At 41.8% G+C, this 22,309-nt stretch carries 18 protein-coding genes and 1 pseudogene; 2 read left to right on the top strand and 17 right to left on the bottom strand.

Going from position 1 to position 22,309, the window contains the following annotated elements; genetic code table 11:
- Positions 1-295: 295 nt before the first annotated feature.
- The 5 genes from GC098_RS16265 to GC098_RS16285 all read right to left on the bottom strand — a co-directional run bounded on the left by GC098_RS16265 (position 296) and on the right by GC098_RS16285 (position 8,748).
- On the bottom strand, positions 296-1,312 hold the full coding sequence (locus GC098_RS16265; protein WP_171644235.1) for an SDR family oxidoreductase: 1,017 nt from the start codon (positions 1,310-1,312) through the stop codon (positions 296-298).
- Between the two features lie 80 nt (positions 1,313-1,392).
- Positions 1,393-3,207: a sensor histidine kinase gene (locus GC098_RS16270; protein ID WP_171644189.1), complete on the bottom strand. Its 1,815-nt coding sequence runs from the start codon at positions 3,205-3,207 to the stop codon at positions 1,393-1,395.
- Between the two features lie 188 nt (positions 3,208-3,395).
- A complete protein-coding gene (locus GC098_RS41210) occupies positions 3,396-5,105 on the bottom strand; it encodes an S-layer homology domain-containing protein (protein WP_171644190.1) in 1,710 nt (569 codons plus the stop codon).
- Positions 5,106-5,179: 74 nt separating this feature from the next.
- Positions 5,180-7,969, bottom strand: a complete 2,790-nt coding sequence (locus GC098_RS16280; protein ID WP_171644191.1) for a hemoblobin-interacting domain-containing protein — start codon at positions 7,967-7,969, stop codon at positions 5,180-5,182.
- Positions 7,970-8,154: 185 nt separating this feature from the next.
- Positions 8,155-8,748, bottom strand: coding sequence for a response regulator transcription factor (locus GC098_RS16285; protein WP_171644192.1), 594 nt, complete (start codon positions 8,746-8,748; stop codon positions 8,155-8,157).
- A 370-nt stretch (positions 8,749-9,118) separates the two neighbouring features.
- On the opposite strand from GC098_RS16285, the gene GC098_RS41615 reads away from it, so the two are divergent.
- Positions 9,119-9,364: a hypothetical protein gene (locus GC098_RS41615; protein ID WP_376773889.1), complete on the top strand. Its 246-nt coding sequence runs from the start codon at positions 9,119-9,121 to the stop codon at positions 9,362-9,364.
- A 398-nt stretch (positions 9,365-9,762) separates the two neighbouring features.
- Here GC098_RS41615 and GC098_RS16300 read toward each other — a convergent pair whose 3' ends face one another.
- The 7 genes from GC098_RS16300 to GC098_RS40085 all read right to left on the bottom strand — a co-directional run bounded on the left by GC098_RS16300 (position 9,763) and on the right by GC098_RS40085 (position 17,841).
- Positions 9,763-10,653 (bottom strand): carbohydrate ABC transporter permease, encoded by an 891-nt coding sequence (locus GC098_RS16300; RefSeq protein ID WP_171644193.1) that lies wholly within the window; start codon positions 10,651-10,653, stop codon positions 9,763-9,765.
- Positions 10,654-10,669: 16 nt separating this feature from the next.
- Positions 10,670-11,560: an ABC transporter permease gene (locus GC098_RS16305; RefSeq protein ID WP_171644194.1), complete on the bottom strand. Its 891-nt coding sequence runs from the start codon at positions 11,558-11,560 to the stop codon at positions 10,670-10,672.
- A 76-nt stretch (positions 11,561-11,636) separates the two neighbouring features.
- A complete protein-coding gene (locus tag GC098_RS16310) occupies positions 11,637-13,289 on the bottom strand; it encodes an extracellular solute-binding protein (protein ID WP_171644195.1) in 1,653 nt (550 codons plus the stop codon).
- Between the two features lie 249 nt (positions 13,290-13,538).
- The gene (locus tag GC098_RS16315) at positions 13,539-14,945 is read right to left on the bottom strand and encodes a response regulator transcription factor (protein WP_171644196.1); all 1,407 of its coding nucleotides are present in this window, start codon (positions 14,943-14,945) and stop codon (positions 13,539-13,541) included.
- Entirely contained in the window at positions 14,942-16,651 is a 1,710-nt protein-coding gene (locus GC098_RS16320; protein ID WP_171644197.1) for a sensor histidine kinase, read from the bottom strand. The genes GC098_RS16315 and GC098_RS16320 overlap by 4 nt, the downstream gene beginning before the upstream one ends.
- A gap of 190 nt (positions 16,652-16,841) precedes the next feature.
- Entirely contained in the window at positions 16,842-17,483 is a 642-nt protein-coding gene (locus tag GC098_RS16325; protein WP_171644198.1) for a MarC family protein, read from the bottom strand.
- Between the two features lie 109 nt (positions 17,484-17,592).
- Positions 17,593-17,841: a winged helix-turn-helix transcriptional regulator gene (locus tag GC098_RS40085; protein WP_171644237.1), complete on the bottom strand. Its 249-nt coding sequence runs from the start codon at positions 17,839-17,841 to the stop codon at positions 17,593-17,595.
- Between GC098_RS40085 and GC098_RS16335 the strand changes: the two are divergent.
- A pseudogene (locus tag GC098_RS16335) lies at positions 17,840-18,163 on the top strand (DJ-1/PfpI family protein); the annotation flags it as partial. The gene GC098_RS40085 and the pseudogene GC098_RS16335 overlap by 2 nt on opposite strands.
- A 105-nt stretch (positions 18,164-18,268) precedes the next feature.
- Here GC098_RS16335 and GC098_RS16340 read toward each other — a convergent pair.
- From GC098_RS16340 to GC098_RS16360, 5 genes are all read right to left on the bottom strand, one after another.
- Positions 18,269-18,445 (bottom strand): hypothetical protein, encoded by a 177-nt coding sequence (locus GC098_RS16340; RefSeq protein WP_171644200.1) that lies wholly within the window; start codon positions 18,443-18,445, stop codon positions 18,269-18,271.
- A gap of 196 nt (positions 18,446-18,641) precedes the next feature.
- Positions 18,642-20,048, bottom strand: a complete 1,407-nt coding sequence (locus tag GC098_RS16345) for an amino acid permease (protein ID WP_171644201.1) — start codon at positions 20,046-20,048, stop codon at positions 18,642-18,644.
- Between the two features lie 673 nt (positions 20,049-20,721).
- Positions 20,722-21,183, bottom strand: a complete 462-nt coding sequence (locus GC098_RS16350) for a DUF8821 family protein (protein WP_171644202.1) — start codon at positions 21,181-21,183, stop codon at positions 20,722-20,724.
- A 145-nt stretch (positions 21,184-21,328) separates the two neighbouring features.
- Positions 21,329-21,808, bottom strand: a complete 480-nt coding sequence (gene rlmH, locus GC098_RS16355) for a 23S rRNA (pseudouridine(1915)-N(3))-methyltransferase RlmH (RefSeq protein WP_171644203.1) — start codon at positions 21,806-21,808, stop codon at positions 21,329-21,331.
- Between the two features lie 278 nt (positions 21,809-22,086).
- Complete coding sequence (locus tag GC098_RS16360) at positions 22,087-22,254, bottom strand: CxxH/CxxC protein (protein ID WP_063860151.1); 168 nt, start codon at positions 22,252-22,254, stop codon at positions 22,087-22,089.
- Positions 22,255-22,309: the final 55 nt, after the last annotated feature.

Below are 22,309 nucleotides of genomic sequence, written 5' to 3' on the forward strand. Positions count from 1 at the left end.
TTATATTCTCAACAAAGCTCGCCGCTCCGCTTGCGGTTTACATTGATCACATACTCCTAGTACCTGACCGCTTTCAGATGAATAAAAATAAAGACGTTTGGCTTTTTTTCGGCAAAAACTGCAAGTTTGTTTATTCACCGAATTCTTTTTTTGTTTCAGTGAAAATTGAACTACTTTTCTTGTCTCAAGTTTATCTCTAGACTTGCGTGCAAACAGGAACAAAAAAATTAGAACGCATATCAAAATAATAGTTAAAAATAACCAATACATAGCTGATCCCTACCTTTGGAATGACCTATTCAGTTATATTCCTTACAGCAGCATCTAATGCATGGATAACCTTATCACACCAACTATCAAATTCCTTATCCTCTGTTTGATGTTCAGGATGGGTTAAAATGTATGCGATCGTTTGCCTAATTCCTTGATCAAATCGCGTACTTGCAACAAATTCGGGAACAAGTCTTTTCAGCTTTGAATTATCAAATACGACCGAATTAGCCTTATCTCCTAGCAACCCACCCCTGTAATCCTCCTTACTGCATGCAGCCAGAAATTCAGATGAAACATGGACAGCTTTGAGTTTCACTCCAAGGACATCCGCAATTACCTCATAAATTTGATTCCAGGTAACCGTCTCATCTGAAGTGATATGAACGGACTCACCAATCGCATGAATATTGCCCATTAAACCAATAAAGCCTTTTGCAAAATCACTATTGTGTGTCATTGTCCAGAGGGAAGTACCATCTCCATGAATGATCACGGGTTTATTCTCCAACATTCGCTTAGCAACCTGCCAGGTACCTTTACTTCCATGTACGCCAAGTGGAATCGAACGTTCACTATAGGTGTGGCTTGGTCTTACGATCGTTATCGGAAAGCCAGTCTCACGATACTGCTTCATTAAATATTCTTCACACGCAATCTTATTTCTGGAATACTCCCAATATGGGTTTGATAAAGGAGTCCCCTCTGTAATTCTATAATCGGATAAAGGCGTTTGGTAGGCAGAGGCAGAGCTAATATACATAAATTGTTTCGTTTTACCATTAAATAAACGATAATCTCTTTCCACCTGAGACGGTTCAAATGCTATAAAATCTGCAACGACATCAAACTCCAAGTTTTCAATAAGCTTAGCTACTTGTTCTTCATCATTAATATCCGCTTTCAAAATGTTTACGCCGGCTGGCAAGTCCTCATTCCTTGTGCCTCTATTGAGAAGATAAAGCTCGCATCCTTTTTCTAACAACTGCTTCGTGATTGCAGAGCTGATCGTCCCTGTACCTCCGATAAATAGTGCTCTCATATCAAATTCACCTCCGTTAATATTGATATTTTCCATATATGATTTTACATATCTTGTAACACAATCATTCGACGTTGCTATTACAAAACCTCCCCTAGCACTAACCCCTCCTTGCTGACCGGTAGTTTGGATGTAGCTTCAGGGAGAGTAGGGATAGAGAAATAAAAAGTACTTCCCTGCGAAGGCGTACTATCAAACCAAATTTCTCCCCCATTTAAGCGGACAAATTCCCTACATAAGGTGAGCCCTAAACCGACGCCCCGCTCCCCGGCTGTTCCCGTCGAAGATATCGGATTGGCTTCCTGTAACAACGTATTAGCTTGATCAGAAGACATTCCTTCTCCTGTATCGCTTACAGATACAATCATTTTGTCATCTCTACGATCTGCTTTTAATCGGATGGTGCCTCCGGAATCTGTAAATTTAATAGCATTAGAAAGCAGGTTTCGGATAATCAAATCGAGCATTTCTTTATCCGCATAAACAAACGTACCCTTTGGTATGTCAGATATCAACTGAATATGCTTACCCTCGCTGCGAACAAGCAGTAAACGCAAATTGGTCTGAACCGCGTGAGCTAGATCCCTTTCAACCGGATGAAAAATCATGCCTCCCTTTTGACTCCGAAACCAGTCCAGCAAGCTTTCTACCAGTGTAAATGTATTCTGAATTTGCTGTCCCATCTCGTGTACGATTTCCTCATGCTTCCCGCCGTAAGCCTGCATCTCCTCCTCCATTAACTCCATCAAATTGATGAGTACGGCAAGGGGATCGCGAATATCATGAGCAACTACATTAAACATCCTATCCTTGAACGTGTTCAGTTCGCTCAACTGCCTTGCATTTTCAAGCAGTCTTTCTTCTGAGCGTACCATTTCCGTTACATTGCTTAACAAAAGCATTTTACCAACGGGCTTTTGGTTGATATCACTAATAAATGACATATGAATATTATAAAATTGTTCATCATCTTGACCTGAAATTTGGACTTTACTATCCAAAGAGGGTCCTTGCATGATTTTTTCAAGCAGCACGGGATATTGAAAAAACACTTGAACAGCGGGCTGCCCAATCCATTTATGACTTATACCCTCGATAACTCGATTGGCTGACTGGTTAAAACTGGTTAGCGTGTTATCCAAATCGAATACCATAACCGCATCCTGCATCGATGCGAATACCTTTTGCAGCGCTAAGGGGGCTAATCTCAGCATATTGAACTGATAAATTCCCCACATAAAGAATATACCCGAAAAAACAAATCCAAATGGGGATATATCAATTGGCATATAGATAACGCCACTTAAATAAACCAATGTAAAGCCGTAAGGCCCCCATGATCCAATGATCATAAAGGTAATTTGCTTCTTCATGCGGGGTGTTGCTTTACGGAACATTTGAATCAGTAATCCCATGCCTACTACAAAAAATGTATAAGAGTAAGCGACATGAAGCTTGTATAAAGGTCCTTTTTCCAAAGTAACCAGCGGGAAACCTTCTGAGTAATTTAATGTCATGCTTTTATAAAATAGGTGATGCCATTCGTTCGTATTATGAGCTACAAATGTAATAACGGGAACGATCATGAGCAGTGCAATAACCCATTTGTTCATATACCTTTGTCGTCCTGTATACTGCAGAACTAGAACAAACCAAAGAATTGTGCCAAAAGGAATGCCTATATACTCAATTCGCAGCCAGAAACGTATTTGTTCTAAAGACGTACTGACAATTTCAAAAGCATATCCGAATGTGTAGAACGCACCCGTTAACAAACCCAAGCCATAGCTTATAGCAATGGGAAGCTCTCTTCTTTTCCAAGAGAGGTAGGTGATAACCAATGAACAGCAGGTAGCTGCCATTAGTAGTACGGATAAATACAAATTATAGCTCATAGCTGCTAGCCCCCGTGCAGGATTATAACTGTTCACTCTGCACCTTCTATGTTATCAGAAGAGGATGAATAAAACATAGAAATTTGTCGGAATAAATCGAATCTTCCAACAAAAATAATAAAACAGTATCAAAAACAGGGCGTTCCCCTGCTTCGGATACTGTTTTGCTAAATTAGTGGTGCCTCTAATTAGTTGATGAACTGAGTGTATTGAAGCAATCGTTTCAACATGACAACGGCTTGTGCACGGCTTGCATTGGCAGACGGAACAAAGGTGGTATCCGTCATACCGGAGATAATGCCAGCTTTAACGGATTGTGAGACGGATGATATCGCCCAATCACTGATTTTAAAATTATCGTTAAATTTATTCAGCAATTCCACTTGGCTCTCGATTGTTTTTCCAGCGGCGCTTAATGCTTTAGCTACCATTACTGCCATTTGCTCACGAGTGATAGGCGCATTAGGCTTGAAAGAACCGTCTTCATAGCCGCTTATAAGCTTGGCTTTAACGGCAGCCCCAATGGAGCCAGCAAACCAATCGGTTGCATGAACATCGTTGAATGAAGCTGCTTCTGCATTAGAAGTTAATGCCAGCGAACGTACGAGCAACGCTGCAAACTCAGCACGCGTAATATTATGGTCTGGAGCAAAAATCGTATCGGTTGTACCACTTACGACCATTTTGGAAGCCAGCAGTTCAATATCTGATTTTGCCCAATGTCCTTTAATATCATCAAAAGATTTGGAGGAAGTAACGACCGAATAAATACTGTTTCCGTTTCTTTTAATATTTGCTTTTGTTGTTCCATCCGAATTCGCTTCGAAAACGGTTGGCACAAAGGAGATATCATGGCTGGTTGGATCATAAAGAATTCCTGTGGACGTTTGCGGATCTATTGATCCTGAATAAACAATTACCCGATCCACGTAGTGGGTTCCAAAGTTGTTCAACTCCACCGTCTTACCATTACCTTCAGCGGTTACGCCGAAATCAACAGAATGGCCTAGTGAAGTGGCTCCTTTTTTTCCTGCACTCTCTTGAATCTGCTTCTCGATATCCGTCCCCATGGAAGAAATATTAATATGAAGGATCACGCCCGAACTGTCTGCTCCTAACGATTTGGCAATGGTTTCGAGATCCAGCACCTGTAAAGGAAGGGAATAGGATTCCTTATCTGAATAAATCCGAATCACTACGTTCGATACACTTTTCATTCCTTCCAACAGTATGGACGCTGGAATAGAAACTTTGGTTTTACCATCAGCTTCTAAGTTGCTGATTTTAATCGCAATGACTGGCGCTCCATCCGTCTTGCCCTGTTCCTTAAGCTGGTTGAAAGCATCACCCAAAAGTTTATTATCAATGGTAACTGAGGTTGTAACTTTGCCGTCAGGACCAGTGACTTTGTTTGATATAATTGCATTTGGACTTATTTCGACATTTCCAGGAGTCACAATGTTGCTGGGACCGCCGCCACCACCACCGCCCGCTGGCGGTGGTGGTGTAACTGGTGGTGTAACTATCGGTGGAATAGGCGCTGTAACAATAAGATCTTTCGTGTCTACAGTGTCCGCTTGCCCAACAACCACTTTATAAGTTCCGGTGGACTCATTGCTGCCCAAAACAAACGAATCGGTGAAAGTTCCATTTGTGACTTTGACAATATCAAAAAATAATACACTTCCTGTTGGACGAATCACCTTCACGATGACTTCGGAATTGGTGGATGTTCCCGAGATTGTTACCGTTCCACCAAGGTTTATAGATGAAATTGGCGAAATCACGACTTGTGACGCGATTTGGTTTGCTGATGCCGATACGGGGGCTAGTGTTGTACTGGCCAACGCTATGGAAAGAGCAATCGATGAGCATAGAATAAGCTTTAACGGTTTCACGATGTTCATTTCCTCACTTTCTTAAGTAGTTGAAACTGCCCTGAAGAGGCAGTTTCAACGTGTTTTTAGTAAAATTAATCATTCTCGTTTTGGTATTGAATGACATCATATTCGGCATCAGTAATTGATGTAGCTAAGTTTACTCCAACCGATAACGGGCTATTGCTGTATTCGCTCACGACGAAAGCTCTGACCTTATAATTAGGATTCGTAGAGGCATCGGCTACATTAAAGTTAGCGGTAAATGTCCCCGATTGGAAATAATCGGATTCTGCAGCAACAATGCTTACTGGCAATTGACCATTCATCAATTGGAAAATGACGTGCAGATGACCATTGGACTGATTTTCCGCAATTCTCACATTGGCAGTAATTCCGTTTGCTATTTCCATTTTAACTGGCGTTATATAGTAGGAATCCTGGCTTCGAATAGCTGTCATGTAATCTGTATATCTATTATTGAATCCGTCCGCATAAACAATGACTCTGTAATAAACTTCTTGATCTAATACACCTGGAAGAATCGTAAGCTTGCCCGCACTTATCGTATATTGCTCCGGTGATAAAATTCTCTCTGACCAGTTTGAAGCATTCTCAGATAGAACAACTTTCTGAATTTTGCTTCTCCAAATCGCATTGTCTTCAAAAGTCAGAACACTAGGAACATCGCTAAAAAATGATCCTTTAAAACGAGGTGCATAATTCGTATCAATATCTCCCGTGATTACCGAGGTTGTTAGAACATTTCCATATGTCTCTTTAAGAGTATTGCCTGCAATTTTGATTTGCAGGTTTCCTTGAATAATTTGATGGAAATAAACATACAAGGAACCATTGCTGATGGTCACCTCATCATCCGGTTGAAGTGGTAAGAAGGTTGCACCCTTATCGGTTGAATATGTGACATACTCCTTTAAATGGGAGCCTGCTGTATCAACTGTATTATCTACCAAGTCAGTTTCGTTATTAGAATAAAAATATAACTCTACGGTATGACTTGATATTAAATACGCCTCGCTAAATTCAGGCGGGTACATGTTATGTGGCGTTAATTGCTCGGTTGTAATTGGATCCATCAGGGCATTTGAATTAACTGTATCTGCAACTACGCTAACTGCAATATGAATCTCAATATTGTTGTCTACCAACGGTGCTGCAAAGTGGAGCACTACTTTATTGTCAATAAAAGTGACTGTGGTGGATGATTCTATGGATTTCTCCACTCCATGAATTGATAGTTTAATGGCAGCTTTAAGATCATCCACTGATGCTGTGTTGTTTTTTACATTTTTGTCGAAAAAGAGTGTCCAATCGTGATTTAAATTATCAATGCTTGAATGTAAATAACGTGGTGGAGCTGTTGTTACTACATCGATAAATTTCGTTACAACTCCTGTGTTCAGAACATTACCTAACTCATCCCTAAGGGCTCCTGAGTTGATGGCAATTTTGTTATTAGTTCCAGTGAGTGGTGAATTTAGGGTAACTATCATTTTATTATTTAATAATTCAACAGTACCTCCAATATACCTTAACTGCTGAAAGTAGCCATATTCACTTTTTTCTATATAAATATAATCAGATAATGATTGTATGCACCAATAATAAGGACAGCTTTGTGTAACGTTATTTACAAGTGTTTTATCAAATGTCAACGTTACTACTTTATGGTCCTCGCTGACTTCTGAACTTTGGTAGACTGGCGCCGTAATATCACGTGCAACAATGGACTCCGTCGTTAATTCGCCAGCGACAAGACCAATGCTGCTTCTTAAAGCATTAGCTGCAATTTTAACTTTATAGCTGCCTGGTGCTAACGGTGTGAAGAAATGGAGGTTGAAGCTGCCGTTTCCTATCCTATTAATGGAAAAAGGTTGCAAGTTTTTATTTACATCAGCCTTATCATTCAAACCTAGCGCTGTATACGCGCCACCATCCTTGGAAATCGTAATGGCTGCTTTTAATGCATCATCACTCATATTGTTGACAACACCTTGACTGAAAGTGATACCTAAATCTGAGTTATAATTATACAAATAGTGATTGGAATAAGTGATGACTTCTGTGTTCAAATCTGCATACATGGTATCGTTCACATTGCTGTTGGCACCCTTCACAGCACCAGTTAATACTTGAATCGACTTGTATCCGCTTAGTGGGGCAGCGAAGGCAATAACCATTTGGTTCCCGCTTACGGAGATGGTGTCGTCATTGCTCAAACGAATGAAATCTGAATCATCGTACATGGTTTTGATTTTAACAAAATCGTATAGATCCACATTATACGTTACCGACGTTACCGAATATGTTGCTGTTTGTACCGTAGTGTCAAGTGTCAACGTTACATTTTTCAGATCACCGCTGATAGCCGTGCTTACAATATTAGGAACGGTTAGATCCTGGGCCGCAGTCGATCCGCTGACTTGGTCGGAAGTTACTGTATAATTGGAATCCAGACTGCCTACTAAAGCACCCGCTTTGACGCGGATCTGATTGGAATCACCTAGTAAAGATGAGTAAAAGCTAACAATGACAGCCCCTGTGTCAGAGATCCACGCATCGCCGCCATAGTTAGTAATACTATTAAACGCGCCATCATTTGATCCTTTTACCTCAATCAGTGACCTCCAATCATCAACCTCTTGAGATCCTTCCACTGGCACATTGAATGTTAATGTCACATCGTGGTTGGCATTGCTGATGATCACGTTCTCCAGTGTAATGTCTGAACCCGTAATTGCAGCTGCTTGCGCTGTTGTTGAAAGGCTTGTGCTAAGCGGCATAATGACTACCGTCAAAGCTAATAGAAAAGATAAAAGTCTTCCCGTAACTTGTTTTCTCAATCCCTTGCTTTGCTTAAACATGGAACAACCTCATTCCTATCAATTTTTTTTCATATTCCATTTCTTCTGCCAATTATAGACTTTGTACCTAAAAATGAGATGTAACTAAAGTTATAACTCTTAAAATAATGTCGAAAAACCCATAAACATGTCGTCTATGGGTTCTTTAACTTATATTTGATTGTATAGTGAACCCCATGAAAATATTAGGGCAGGATCTTCAGCTCTCTTAGCCTTACAACAGCTTGTACCCGCCGTGTAATACCAAGCTTGCCGTATGAGCGATTCACATGGCCTTTGACTGTTCCTTCTGTTAATCCAAACCGATCGGCAATCTCTTTATTGGATAACCCCTCTGCGATTGCTAATACAATATCTGTTTCCCGTTTTGTCAGTGGATCCACAAGGGGTGGCGAAGTCTTCTCGAGATCAATTTCCGGAGCCCTTTCGGAAAGTGCTCTTTGAACCGTTTCTCGAAGTCTTTCTTGAGAAAGGGGCTTGACGATGTAATCATAGGCATAAACGTCGAATGCAGGCAGAGCATATTCCTTGTGCGATGTAACAAATACCAGCTTCATTTGCCAACCGTTCACTCTTAACCGTTTCGCAAAATCAAGACCGCTTTCCCTTGGCATACCAATATCCATAAATACCAAGTCTGCTTGATTGTTCATCAAAAAAGTAAATGCCGTTGTCGTCTCCTGGAAACTTCCTACGATTTCGACTTCAGCGATCTTGGCAAGCAAATGTTTCATTATCAAGTGAATTGCCTTTTCATCATCAATAATAACGACTTTCATCCCGTACTCCCCTCTTAACTTGTGTCCGATAGAGTATAAAAAATACTCCCTCCATTATCCTTAAACTTAATAGCCTTAGGAAGTAATTTCCAGAAAATAAAAGGTTTATTCGACGTACAAAAAGAAATCTCTCCTTTTTGTTTGATGGTTGCTCAACACTTCCATTTTACCAAGGTTTGGTTTCTTTTATTGATAATTCTTTTGAAAAAGAGGCACCGCTACAAGATGGCTATCTTCAGCGTCAGTTCTTTCGTTGGAATAACTTGAATATTTTTCTAAATGTGATATCATCGTGATATCATAAAATTGTAACGCGGGTTGGCTGTTATCCAGACGATTGGACGTTAGCCTGGATGAAGCCTTGCGCGATTTGGTATTTAAACCTCTTGGAATGACCGATAGTGCTGTACAACTCCCGGAGGTCCAAAGTAATCATCTGCTTCCCGTCTTCAATGCAAAAAGGAAACCTGTGCCGCAATGGGATTTTAGGGATACGATGGCTGGAGCTGGGGCCGTTTGTTCGACTGTTTCGGATATGCTTCATTACATGGACGCTCATTTGAGTGACGCCGATCACTCCCTGTATGCCGCATTTCCCAGCACCATTCGGACCTAACAATCCCAAAACGCCTGTTTGGATCTGCAAGGATAAGTCTCGAAGCCCGTAAAAATCCCCCTTATATTTCTTGCTTACACTTTCGATAATTAATTCCATATATTCCTCCTGCTTACATGTTGTTTCAACTTTGGGCGTCATAGCTTCCAATGTTATCCACCATAAGCCTACTTTAACTAAAAAACACACTCTCCATAACTGGCTGAGGTTTAGTTTATTACTGGACTTTGGTCTTGGAGAGGAATAGAGGGTTACATGTGATAGAGAAAAACCGCTAGGGAAGATCCCTGACGGTCCCTAACTTCATATAAACAAAAAACAAGACCTTTTCCCATATTAATGGAGCTGGTCTTGTTTCGCATAAAACAGGCCTGTAAATCTCTGAGGCTTGCATTGTTCTATTCCTTAACCGATCCAAGCGTGATCCCGTGAATAAAGAATCTTTGCAGGAAAGGATATACGACCAGAATCGGAAGCATGGCAATAAAGATCTTTGCCGCATTCAAGGTTTGGTTGGAAATTTCACTCAAGCGTTTCAACGTCTCCGGATCATTGTTCATTTGACTCGGATCCATCTGGACAACCATTTGCCGAATATAGGTCTGCAGTGGATAATTGTCTGGCTTTGTCATAAAGACTAACCCACTGAAAAACTCATTCCAATGCCCAACAATACTGAACAGCGTAATCGTCGCAAGGACTGGTACGGAAAGCGGTAGGAACAGCTTAAACAGGGTGTACCAGGGTCCCGCTCCATCCACCAAAGCAGCTTCCTCCAACTCTTTGGGTAAGCTGCGGAAGAAATTTATGACCAGGATCACGTTGAACATCGGTACTCCGCCTGACAGCACCAATACCCAAATATTGTCGATCAGTCCGTACGCCTTCACGGTTTGATAGAGTGGAATTAGTCCTCCGTTAAACAGCATTGTAAACACTAACACCCACATGAGGATATTTCTCAAGCGAAAATCTTTCGTACTCTTGGATAACGGGTAAGCCATAAGCACTGTGACGATGAAGCTGAGTGATGCCCCCAGAACGACACGCTGAATGGACACCCAAAAGGATTGAAAAAATGCGCTGTCTCGCATAATTTGTTGATAGGAAACCACATTTAACCCAATCGGCCATAATCGGACGATACCGGCGGCTGCCGCCGATTTTTCGCTTAGTGAGACCATCAGCGTATACCAGAGGGGAAGAACACATAAAAGCGCAATGGCTGCCAATAAGATGATCAGGATGACATCGAATATTTTGGAGGCAGTTGTCGTTTCATTAACCATGTCAACTCTCCTTTGTTTAGAAAATCCGGTAATTTGTGAATCGATTGGCGAGATAATAGGACACGATGATCAGGATAAAGCCCACCACCGATTTTAGCAGCCCTACGGAAGTAGCCAATCCATACTGCAAATTCAGCAGACCTTCGCGATATACCCAGGTATCGATAATGTCCCCGGTGGAATAAACGAGCGGATTATACAAGTTAAAGATCTGATCGAACCCGGCATTCAGGACGCTGCCAAGACTTAGGATGAGAAGCAGAAAAACGGTTGGCCCGATGCCCGGAAGCGTAACGTGCTTGAGACGCTGCCAACGGTTCGCTCCGTCCAGTGCCGCCGCCTCATACAAGGAAGGATTGATGCCCGTCAAGGCTGCCAAATAAATAATCGTATTAAAACCAAATTCCTTCCATACATCACTGCCTACTACAAGAAACGGAAACAACGCCGGTTTACCCATAAATAGAATCGGTTCAACACCGAATATAGACAGCATGTTGTTAATTGGCCCCGTATAGGAGAAGACATCGATAATGATGCCACTTAAAATAACCCACGACAGAAAATGAGGCAAATAAACCAGTGTCTGTATCCACCTTTTGAAAATGGCGAGACGCAGTTCATGAAGCAGAAGGGCAAATGCAACCGGTACGATGAGATTCGCGACAATCTTCATCACTGCGATTAAGATGGTATTAAAAAAGATAATCTTGCTATCGCTTAGCGTGAACATATATTTGAAATTTTCCAAGCCGATCCACTCGGAGCCGAGCACACCACGGACAGGCTGATAATCTTGAAATGCGATAAGAATTCCGAAGATCGGAACGATGCTGAACATGACCAACCAGATATAGCCCGGAAGAAGCATAAGATAATAATGTTTGGCAATTCCCTTGTTTTTCACACTGCTTTCACTCCTTATTCCTGATTGGTAAAGGCGCCGAACCAATGCTCCGGCGCCCTTCATTTGAAATAGGATCCTATTTTACCGTCTCTGCTACTTCAGACGTCACTTGATCGCCGCCTTGCTTCTTCCAATCCTGGACGAATTGATCGAAGGAATCGATCGGTGCGGCACCCATAATAATTTTCAAGAATGCCTCTTTTTCCATTTTTATTAAGTTGGTCCACTTGCTTTCCATCGTTTTTGTACGTGTGTAGGACAAACTATTGATTTTGTTCACGTTCGGATCGAAATGGGCTTTTGCGCCGACAAGCAGGGAATAGGCCCGCATAAAATCTTTGTCATCCTTATTCCAATACTTGATATCTAAGTTATCATAGGGCTGCAATTTAGAACTTTTAATGGTTTTCAAAGTATTATTCAATAACTTATATTCCGCGCTGTCTGTATAGTCTTCGGGCTTCTTGGTCCCTGCCAGCACCTCTTTTGCAGCTTTCATTTCATACCCAATTTCATCGAGCGGAGCAAAGAAGTTACGGGCCAGCATGAATTCATTCCCGTATTTCGACTCGTCTCTAAGGTAAAAATTATTCATCTTAATAGGAGCTTCCGGATGCGCATAACCTTTACGTACAACAAGGAATGTGTTCGTAGGATTAGTTCTCATGACGTTATACTTGCCCTTCGCATCTAGCGGCACCGCATAAGCCTGCCAGTTCGCTTGCGGATCGTTCTTCCAGGCACTCGGCAGTGGCCAATATCCCCCATAGAACCCGCAGAAAAACAGGCCAGCTTTTCCGTTAATCACGACTTCTTCTGGCGCCTTTCGGATGCCTATTTCCTTATCTATTAGACCTTTGGCATACATATCACGCAGCTTGGCAAGCGCTGTTTTTGTCTCCGGCATGGTGGATCCGTACACCGGCTTTCCGTCAGTGCCCTTTACCCAATATCCCGGATACGCGTTATAGGCTGAAAAAATCGCAGAAACATCAAAATTAGGGGGACCTTGGATAAAATCGTTGAACAATCCAGTGCCTGCGGCGAGACCGATAGTGTCCGCTTTGCCGTTTCCGTCAGGGTCCTGTTCCACGAAAGCTTTCGCTACTTTTTCCAGATCTTCTATCGTTTTCGGAGGTTGCAGACCAAGCTTATCCAGCCAGTCCTTACGGATCCACAGCCAGCTAAAGTCTTCCGCAGTTACAGATGGAACAGCCATCATCTTCCCACCAAAGGTTACTTGGCTCTTCGCAAGCCCATCCGTGCTGTCAATGATCTTCTTCACGGCAGGAGACGCATATTTATTGTACACATCTGTTAAATCCTCAAGTTCTCCAGCCTTCACCATTTGATTCAGCTGCACTTGGCTGACAACCATCGCATCCGGCAAATCGTTGCTAGCGATAGCCAGATTCATTTTCTGATCAAAATTCTCTTTAGCAACCTGCCATGCGATTTTAATATCGATATTTAAGTTGTCTTTAATGGCCGTTTTCCAAACGTTGTTATCAGGAGTTTCCCCTTTGCTCGATTTAAAATTCGGGTCCACACTGTATGCGATATTGAGCGTGACAGGTTCCGCACTTTTTCCAAAAGGATCTGCAGCGACTGCTGATTGAGAACTTGCATCCGGCTTAGTTGTTGTACTTGGTGTACTGGATTTGCTAGAACAGGCAGTTGCAGAAACCATTGCTGCAGCAAGTAATGCCATGGTCATTTTTTTTGACATTTTGTCCCCTTCTTTCGTTTCTTTATCGCTTCGATTTCAGTATAAACGATAAAGACGATTCTCTGAGATAGGTATCAAGCGCATGTTCAGGTAGAGAAATGTATGCAATTTATACTAACATAAAGTTATAGTGAGAAGCTTTTGCGACATCTATCCCCCTGTCTATCGCACATTTATCTACCTGTACACACAGAAAAGGCGCCCCACGGTGTGCAGACGCCTTCTTTTTACGATTCCACCGATCTCTGCTCATTTGCCCAATCGATTAGCCACCCGATACTCGCTAGGAAGCATGCCGGTTAACTCGCGAAAAACCCGGCTGAAGTATTTTTCATCGGAATAACCGGTTTGTTCCGCAATCCACAGAATGGTATTGTTCGAATTAAGTAAGTACTCTTTCGCCTTTTCGATTCGAATAAAACGAGAATACTCGTTGAATGTTTTACCGATAATATCTTTAAAACATTGACTGAAATAACTGCGACTTAAATTCAATCGTTGCGCTAATTCAGCCGCCGAAAGCTGGCGGTCCATCTCTGCTTGTATCATCAAAACGGCTTTGGTCATACAATTCATAATTTCTTGCGAGTATGAAGTCTGTTCGACAGATGCCCGAATCATTTTGCGGATATGGCTTATCCATTGTTCTACTTGAAACCAGGAGTGAAAAGAGTGAACCATTTGGATTTTGCCTATATTGGTGTGCGCAAACAAACGATTCCATTCTATCACAAGGGAATAAAGCAGCCCGATCAGCTGGCTTTCATGCAGTTTCAACGACTTCATATCCGTAATGAGTTTTTCATACAAGCTATCATTATAAAACCACTCGGAGGATAACCAGCTTTCCTTCACCCTATCCAATTTTGCTTCGTCTGGTTCGGTTTGCGATTTATATCCTTCGCTCATGGAAACGGAAATGATAGTGCGCTCCGGATGATACTCATAAAATAATACCTTCTCCGTATAATCCCTTACCCATCGTTGAATCTCCTTCCAGGTGCAATCATTGAGATCAGACAGAATGAGCAGCATGCTTTCCGGTAACTTGCGGATCTTCTCCGACAAGATTTCGTACAACCTGCTCTCCTTCCCTTCTGCTGGGAACCAGATCCAACTGCTTAAATCCACTTCCCTCATGTTTTCATCTGCAGGAAGCTGCAGTTCATTGAACCAGTCATGGTCGGATTCGCGGTCTAAGGACAATAACACATATCCCTGTTCAACCTCGAGAATGACTTGATCAGGATGAGGGGCCTGAGGACTTTGGTTCAGTTGTTCGTTTATTCGGCCTGCTATTCTGCCAAGGACTTCTTCGAATTGCTCTTTTTCCAACTGTACCTTGGCAATATAATCAATAGCTCCAAGCCTGAGCGCTTCCTGTATATACTCAAAATCCTGATGAAGCGTCAATACGACCATATGGAGACGCGGATACCGTTTACGGGCAATTCGCATTAATTCGATACCGGACATCACCGGCATAGCCAAATCGGTCAGCAGTAAATCAACCGGCTGTGATTCCAGAAACTCTAGCGCTTTCTCGCCGTTATTGGCTTCCCCGACAACCTGCATGTCAAAATCTTGCCAAGGCATAGCTGAAATCAGACCTTTACGGACTAATTTATCGTCATCCACCACAAGTACTTTTATCATGGCCGCGTTTCCTCCACTGTTATTGGCAAGGTAAGCAATACGCTCGTCCCCTTACCGATTTCACTCATGATTTCCAACTTTGCCTTATCCTCATAACGAGCCTCCAGCATTCGTTTCACATAATTCATCCCAATTCCCATGCCAACCTTCTTCTGTTCCAATGTGCGATTATTCAGCAGTTCCCGGATGGTTTCCTCCGACATACCCGAACCGTTATCGTGTATTGAAATTTGAATATCCTTATCGAGCTGGACGTTGACTTGGATATAACCATCATCACTCAAACCATGATAAAGAGAGTTCTCCACCAATGGCTGAAGAATAAAACGGGGAACGGGTACTTTCAGGACATTCTCATCCACATCAATCCGCACATCAAATTGAAAATCGTATCGAATTTGCTGCAAAACCAGATACTGTTTAAGTGCATCGATCTCTTCCTCAATCGTTGAAATTTGTCCTAATTTACCTAAATTGTAATACAGCAGCTTATTTAAAGACTGGACGAGTCGATCTATCTCATTCTGTCCGTTCATAACCGCCAACCAATGTACGGTGTCGAGCGTATTCATCAAGAAGTGCGGGTTGATTTGATAAAGCAGTTTTTCCACTTCAAGGTCTACCCGGTTCTTCTCTTTTAACTCCACCTCTTTAAACAGATTCCAGATTTGAACCTTCATTTCCGAAAATTTACTCAACAAATAATCAAATTCTGGAATTTTGGACTGTTCCGTATGATTTGTTTTTAACCGATTTTGAGACATCCCTTTAATCTCCCGATGAAAGATGTTCAGAGGCCTGTATACCATCTTCCATAATAGCCAAGCCAGAACAACGGTAACACATAGAAAAAAGATTGAAATAAACAGCATTTGCAGCAACCATTGCTTTTTTTCTTTGCCGTAATCGACCTGTGAAATAACGGAAACCACACTCCAATCTTGATTGGAGGTCTGCTTGAACCAATGATACCCTTGGTATAAACCGGTCCCCTCCTTTTTGGAGAAATTAGGGAATTTCGCACCGACCGCAAATATTGTCGGAACCTCGCTATAAGCAATTCGACCGTTACCATCCAGGATAAGATGGGACAAAGCACCTCCATATTGATCGTTGTCCAAAATGCTTTGCGTCAAACTAAACCCAGATTCAATATAGACATAAACATCGTCGCGATCAGGCAGCTCCACCTTCCTTAACGCAGACAAAACAATTTGATCATCAAATTGGTTCATGCTGACATGTGGGCCGTAATAAGTAATGCCGTAATATTTGGCAAGCAGCGGTAACGATTCTGGTGAAAAGTTATGCTTAATTGGAAAATTTTCAAATTGGATTGTTGCATCATTCTGAAAATAATACATCGTTAAACCTATGCTTGGGTTTGTAAATGTTACCATATTTAACTCACTTTTCAACTGGTCTCTCGACTTAATCCGTTGAAAAGGGTCTTCCGATTGTTGAAGTACCTCATCCAATTGTTTTCCTATGGTGCCGCCGTATGCCAATTGTTGTGATATATGATTCAAACTACTGATCGAATTCCCTAATGAAAGCTCAACCTGTCTCAAATTGCTCTGAATTCCGCTTTGTATTTTATTATCAAAAATAGAATCAATCGTATAGTAAGAAATGATAAAAATACTTAAAAACGGAACCAATGAACTGAACAAAAATATGAGAAAAATCCTTCTTTTTAACGTCATTTAATCGACACCCTTCCGTATTTACATGAGAAAGCGTTGTCAATTCAGCAGCTGAAGAAACAAGCAAAAGGTTTTCTTGAGTATATTCCGTACAAAATGTTAAAGTCAATCGTTAAACCTCAGGATTTTACTCTCCCATACCTTGGAGCTAACGCAAAAAAGCCCTTTAAAGGGGCTTTTCAGCTTTTCGCTAGGGCGAAATTTTCAGAATTTGCCGAATAATCGGCGTAATTCCACTTACCATAAACTCAATGGCAATCACCATAACAATTAGTCCCATTAAACGCATTAGCACATTATTGCCTGTTGGCCCAATCAATCGATAAATTGTAGCTGAGTTAACAAGGACAATGTAAGTAAGCATAAGTACAACCGCAATCACAACTATTAAAATAATCTTTTCCATAACATTTGTCGTAGATTCCATAAGAACAATTCCATTAGTAATTGCCCCAGGACCACATATCATTGGAATAGCCAATGGAGTAATGGAAATATCATTTACATATGTATCGACATCCGCTTTATCAACCTTTGTACGAACAAGTCGTGCCTGAAGCATATCCTGTCCCATTAAAATGAAAATAACCCCACCGACAATCTTTAAACTGTTAATAGAAATGTTGAAAAAGTGAAATACCCATTCGCCAGTAGTTGAAAAAATGAGCAATGTAAAAAATGAAACCACTACTGCTTTGCGAGCAGTATGGACTTTCTTCTGTGATTCAAGATCGGCTGTCATCGACATAAAGATTGGCATGATGGCAAGTGGATTAATGAGTGTAAAGAATGAAGTGAGGCTCAGCAATAAAAATGATGTGTACAGTTCCATGTAGTATCTCCTATTTGTATGTTCCTTGTTGCATTTTTAATAGTTCTCAATCCGTATCAGTAGTATCCTTTTCCAAAGAATGAATTTCTTGCTTAATGGCCTCCATTCTTTAGGTTCCCCAATCATACATCATATCAACTATGGGTAATAGAGTCATCCCAAGTTCAGTCATGGAATATTCAACCTTTGGAGGGACTTCAGGATATATCTCTCTATGAACAACACCATCTTCGATCAGTTCACGCAGTTGCCATAACACTACGATTTTCCACTTCCCACTGATAATAGATAACGTGAGTTCTTTCGCACAGTTATAATCCCCATTTATGATCTTGTCTCTGACTTCATCTCTAGATATGAATAAACAAGCATTACTTATTATACCCCCTGAACGCTTTAATGAAGACGAATTATTTCAACCAAAGGAAATACTAGAAAATGCAGGAATGAAAGTAACCATTGCTAGTACGAAAACGGGAGAAATTATTGGTGACTATCAAGGAAAGGCAAACGCTGAAGTCATCTTCTCAAACGTGTCTGCCCGTGATTATGATGTAGTTGCTGTCATTGGAGGATCAGGTACGAACGATCATCTCTGGAACAATCAGGAGTTACTGAGCTACTTAAAACAAGCACATGAAGACAAAGTTCTTGTGACAGGAATTTGTGCAGGCGCAGTAAACAAAGCAATGTTAGATCATATGGTTTATATATCTATCTAAAGTAAAAGCCACTTCTTAAACGTAGTAGCTTTTTCCAACTTCTCTTTTATTGAACCTCAAAGTTTATTCATCATATTTGATGAAATCAATACTCAGTTGACCAACGTTGTCAAACTTCCAAACCGCTCTATAATAATAATTTGAAAAGCTATCCTCACTTTGGCTTCCTTGTATTACTATAAATCTTTTAATTAGGTCAATTTCATTATTATCAAACAACCAACCACTAATGTCTTCCAATTCCCATCCTGTACTTGAGTCAAAATAATTTCTTCCCTCAAATTTGTTGGGGAAGAACATTAACACATGCAAGCAAGAATCAAAGGACGGGAAAATGAAATCACATAGGCCTTAAAGGAACAAAAAAAGTGGGGTGGCTGTCCCCCCTCTTCTTCGTTATGTGCTTATTGCAACAGTTTCTGAATCGGATATTTCTTTACTTTTCGCTAATCAATCTGTCAGTACTTCCATCATCCGTTTGAGCACTCACCGGAACAGCCTTACTAACTCCAAAAGCGTAATAACTAATAACAACGATACCTAAGAAAACAATTCCGGCAATAAGAGAGAGGCGTGTATCATCATTCATCCACATGCCGACCAATACCATAAGCAAAAAAGCAATGGTCACATAGTTTGTCACTGGTGCAAAAGGCATTTTGAAAGGATGATTATCCAATTCAGCTCCCTTTACTTTTCTGAATTTCATTTGACTGATCAGAATAACAAACCACGGCACCATACCGGGAAGTACGCTGGCGCTGTATACATACACAAACAGATTTTCCGGTGCAATGTAGCTTAAGATCACACCAATGCCCAATCCCACGAGTACGCCAATCGTTCCCAGCAGGGGCACGCCGTTATGGGATAGCTTTGTAAATATTTTCGGTGCCTGTCCATTTACTCCTAATGTATAAAGCATGCGCCCTGCGCTATAAATCCCACTATTACAACCTGACATAGCTGACGTGATGACGACAAAGTTGATGATCCCTGCCGCTGCTGTAATCCCGATTTTCGCAAATGTTGCCACGAACGGGCTGCCGATTGCATGCAATTGATTCCAAGGGTAAACGGTTACGATCACAAAAATCGCGCCAATATAGAAAATCAAAATACGCCAAATAATACTTTGAGTCGCACTCATTAACGTCTTTTGTGGGTTTTTTGCCTCGCCCGCAGTAATCCCGATAAGTTCCACACCTTGATAGGCCCCAATTACCAGCGAGAGAGCAAAGAAAAAGCCTGACCATCCACCGGTAAAGAAGCCCCCATGCTGCCATAGGTTAGATAACCCGATTGCGTTTCCACCGTTGCCAATCCCAAAGAAAATCAGACCAATCCCTGCAACAATCATCAATACGATGGTTACGACTTTAATCATGGAAAACCAAAACTCAAATTCACCGAATGATTTAACAGAGAATAGGTTCGCTGCACCGAGAATCACCATTGCGATAATACCTGGTATCCACGCGGGTAAATCCGGAAACCAGTACTTCATATATGTCCCAACCGCAATGATTTCCGCCATCCCGACAACGACCCACTGGAACCAGTTGCTCCAAGCCGTCGTGTAACCTGCCAAAGGATGAATGTACTTATAGCCAAAGGTCGCAAAGGACCCCGTGCTCGGTTCTACGTACTGCATTTCCCCCATTGCACGCATGATGAAAAATATAAAAATCCCTACAAGCGCATACGCAAGCATAACTGATGGACCTGTCCATTTTATCGTACTTGCAGAACCCATAAATAACCCAACGCCGATTGTGCCTCCCAATGCAATCATTTGAATATGACGCGCTTCGAGGCCCCTCTTCAATTCTTGGTTTTTCATTTCAGTTCCTCTTCCTCTCTGCTACTCTAGGTTGTTATTTTGAACAAGCTACAAACACTAACTATGATGAAGCAGTTACCGGCATATCATTCAATTGTAAGCGTTTTCTGCGTTGTGAATCACTAACGAATCCCATTATAATATTTATTTCTGATGAAAACAATTACATTAAACTGGAAATAATGAGTGACTTGACGTTTGGGATATGGCTGCTATTCAGAGGAGGAAAACTCGCCAAAGTGAATAAACTACCCTATTGTAACATCAAAAATACACAAAAAAGCTATCTAAGTTACTGATAGCTTAAATTATACGCAATAAATTACCTGCATATTATACCTATTTGTGATACGGTTCCCCGTAACATAGTAACCGTGAATTTTTATAGAGAGCGGAGGTCCTTTTTTTAAGAACAGCATGAAGAACTGAACCGAATTCGAAGCTTAGCTTGCGGAGCAAGTAACATATGACTCAAAGAGCCCTGCTATTTGAACTATTGCCAAATAGCTCTCCAGTCAAGAGAGCACCAGCGTAACGCGGTAACATTGTCAACCTGCAGATGGTCCGAATCCACCATCCTGTACAGGATAGCCTCGCATCCTATAGGCCTGTTCCCAGCGTAGACGACTCAGACCGCAATGGCTGGATTCCTCCACTTGTGCTTTGGTTTACTTTAATATTGTCCTTTAATAACAAAAAACGAGCCCCGAATTGTTCCAGCTAGTTTAGACTTCTGCCTAGCAAACTTAAACTTCTCTTCTAACTCCTTTGGTATCTCCATCCCCTCAGAAAGCTTAAAACCAACGGCCCGCTTCTTAGGGTCATCAACCGTATACATGACATTGACAGAAAGACCATCCTCATAAAAGACGTAGGTAAATTGGATATTTTCCACTTGAAAACGCGACGTTTCTAAAGGTTTGGCTGCAAACGCAATATCACGTTCTTTCAAAATTCGGTTCACATAATCAAGGTTCTCCTGACTTTCGCTAGCTGGTACAACCGTAAATTCATGCTCGTATTTGTTCATAAAGTAACGGGCTTCATTAGCACGTAAACCAGCAAGCGCTTCTACTACAGGTGAAGACTCTAAACCTACCGTAGACACATTTTTAAAATCAACGATATACGACATTTCCATCCCTCGTTTTCTCTCACTATTTTCTAAACAGAAATTTAATCTTCTTTATCTACCAAATATTATACCAAAAAATAATTCAATATAAACGTTCTCATTTGGGATATGATAAATCCCGTTGTTTCCCCCAATAAAATTTGGGTCATTTATGATAAGGCTCCCCTCGATTTATCCGCATCGCGCGATAAATCTGCTCCACCAGCACCAGCCGCATCAGCTGGTGCGGCAGCGTCATGCGGCCAAAAGACAGCCGCATATCCGCACGGCGCAGCAGCTCGCTCGAGAGCCCCAGCGAGCCGCCGATCACGAAGGCCACCTGGCTCCGCCCGTAGGTGGCCAACTTATCGAGCGAGCCTGCCAGCTGCTCGCTCGTCCACATCTCGCCGTCGATGGCCAGCGCTACGACGTACACGTCCGCACCGAGCTTGGCTAAGAGCCGCTCGCCCTCCTTCACACGCACCTGCTGTTCCTCAGCAGGGCTCATGTTCTCGGGTGCCTTCTCATCCGGCACCTCTATCATCTGCACCTTGGCATACGGCCCAAGCCGCTTCACATACTCCGCGATCCCATCCACGAGATAGCGCTCCTTCAATTTCCCTACGGTTAATATCTGTATATGCATAACCGACAATCTCCCCTCATTTGCTCCATTGGATAAATTCAATCAAATCGAGCTCTATCACCTTTTTTGCCCGCTTTCATTGGAGCTAATCCAACAAAATGCTACAAAATCAGCTCTTTTGAGCCATTTCCACATATTCCACTGTATTAATCCAATGGAACTAATCCCAACCGCCGATGTCATAAGACATCATTGGATATCATCCAATCAAATTCATCCAGTTAAGGTATTTCTACTTTCCTTCCAACCCAAACAAAAAAGGAAGGCCTCCGCCTCCCTCATACAACTAGAAATCGCGCTAACTCCTTGCAATGCTCGCAGTGCGTCGGTGGCTCCCAGCTAGCGAAGTGGGTCTTCTGCAGATCCACAATGTCCGGAGCTTCCTCATACTCATCAACAAACTCATCAATCGCGATTTCTACATGATCTTTACAAACTACATGCATGCAAGTACCTCTCATCCGCAATGTTTCTATCCACGCATATCTCTACTCACTTATC

The organism is Paenibacillus phytorum (assembly GCF_013141715.1).
Lineage (GTDB): Bacteria > Bacillota > Bacilli > Paenibacillales > NBRC-103111 > Paenibacillus_E > Paenibacillus_E phytorum.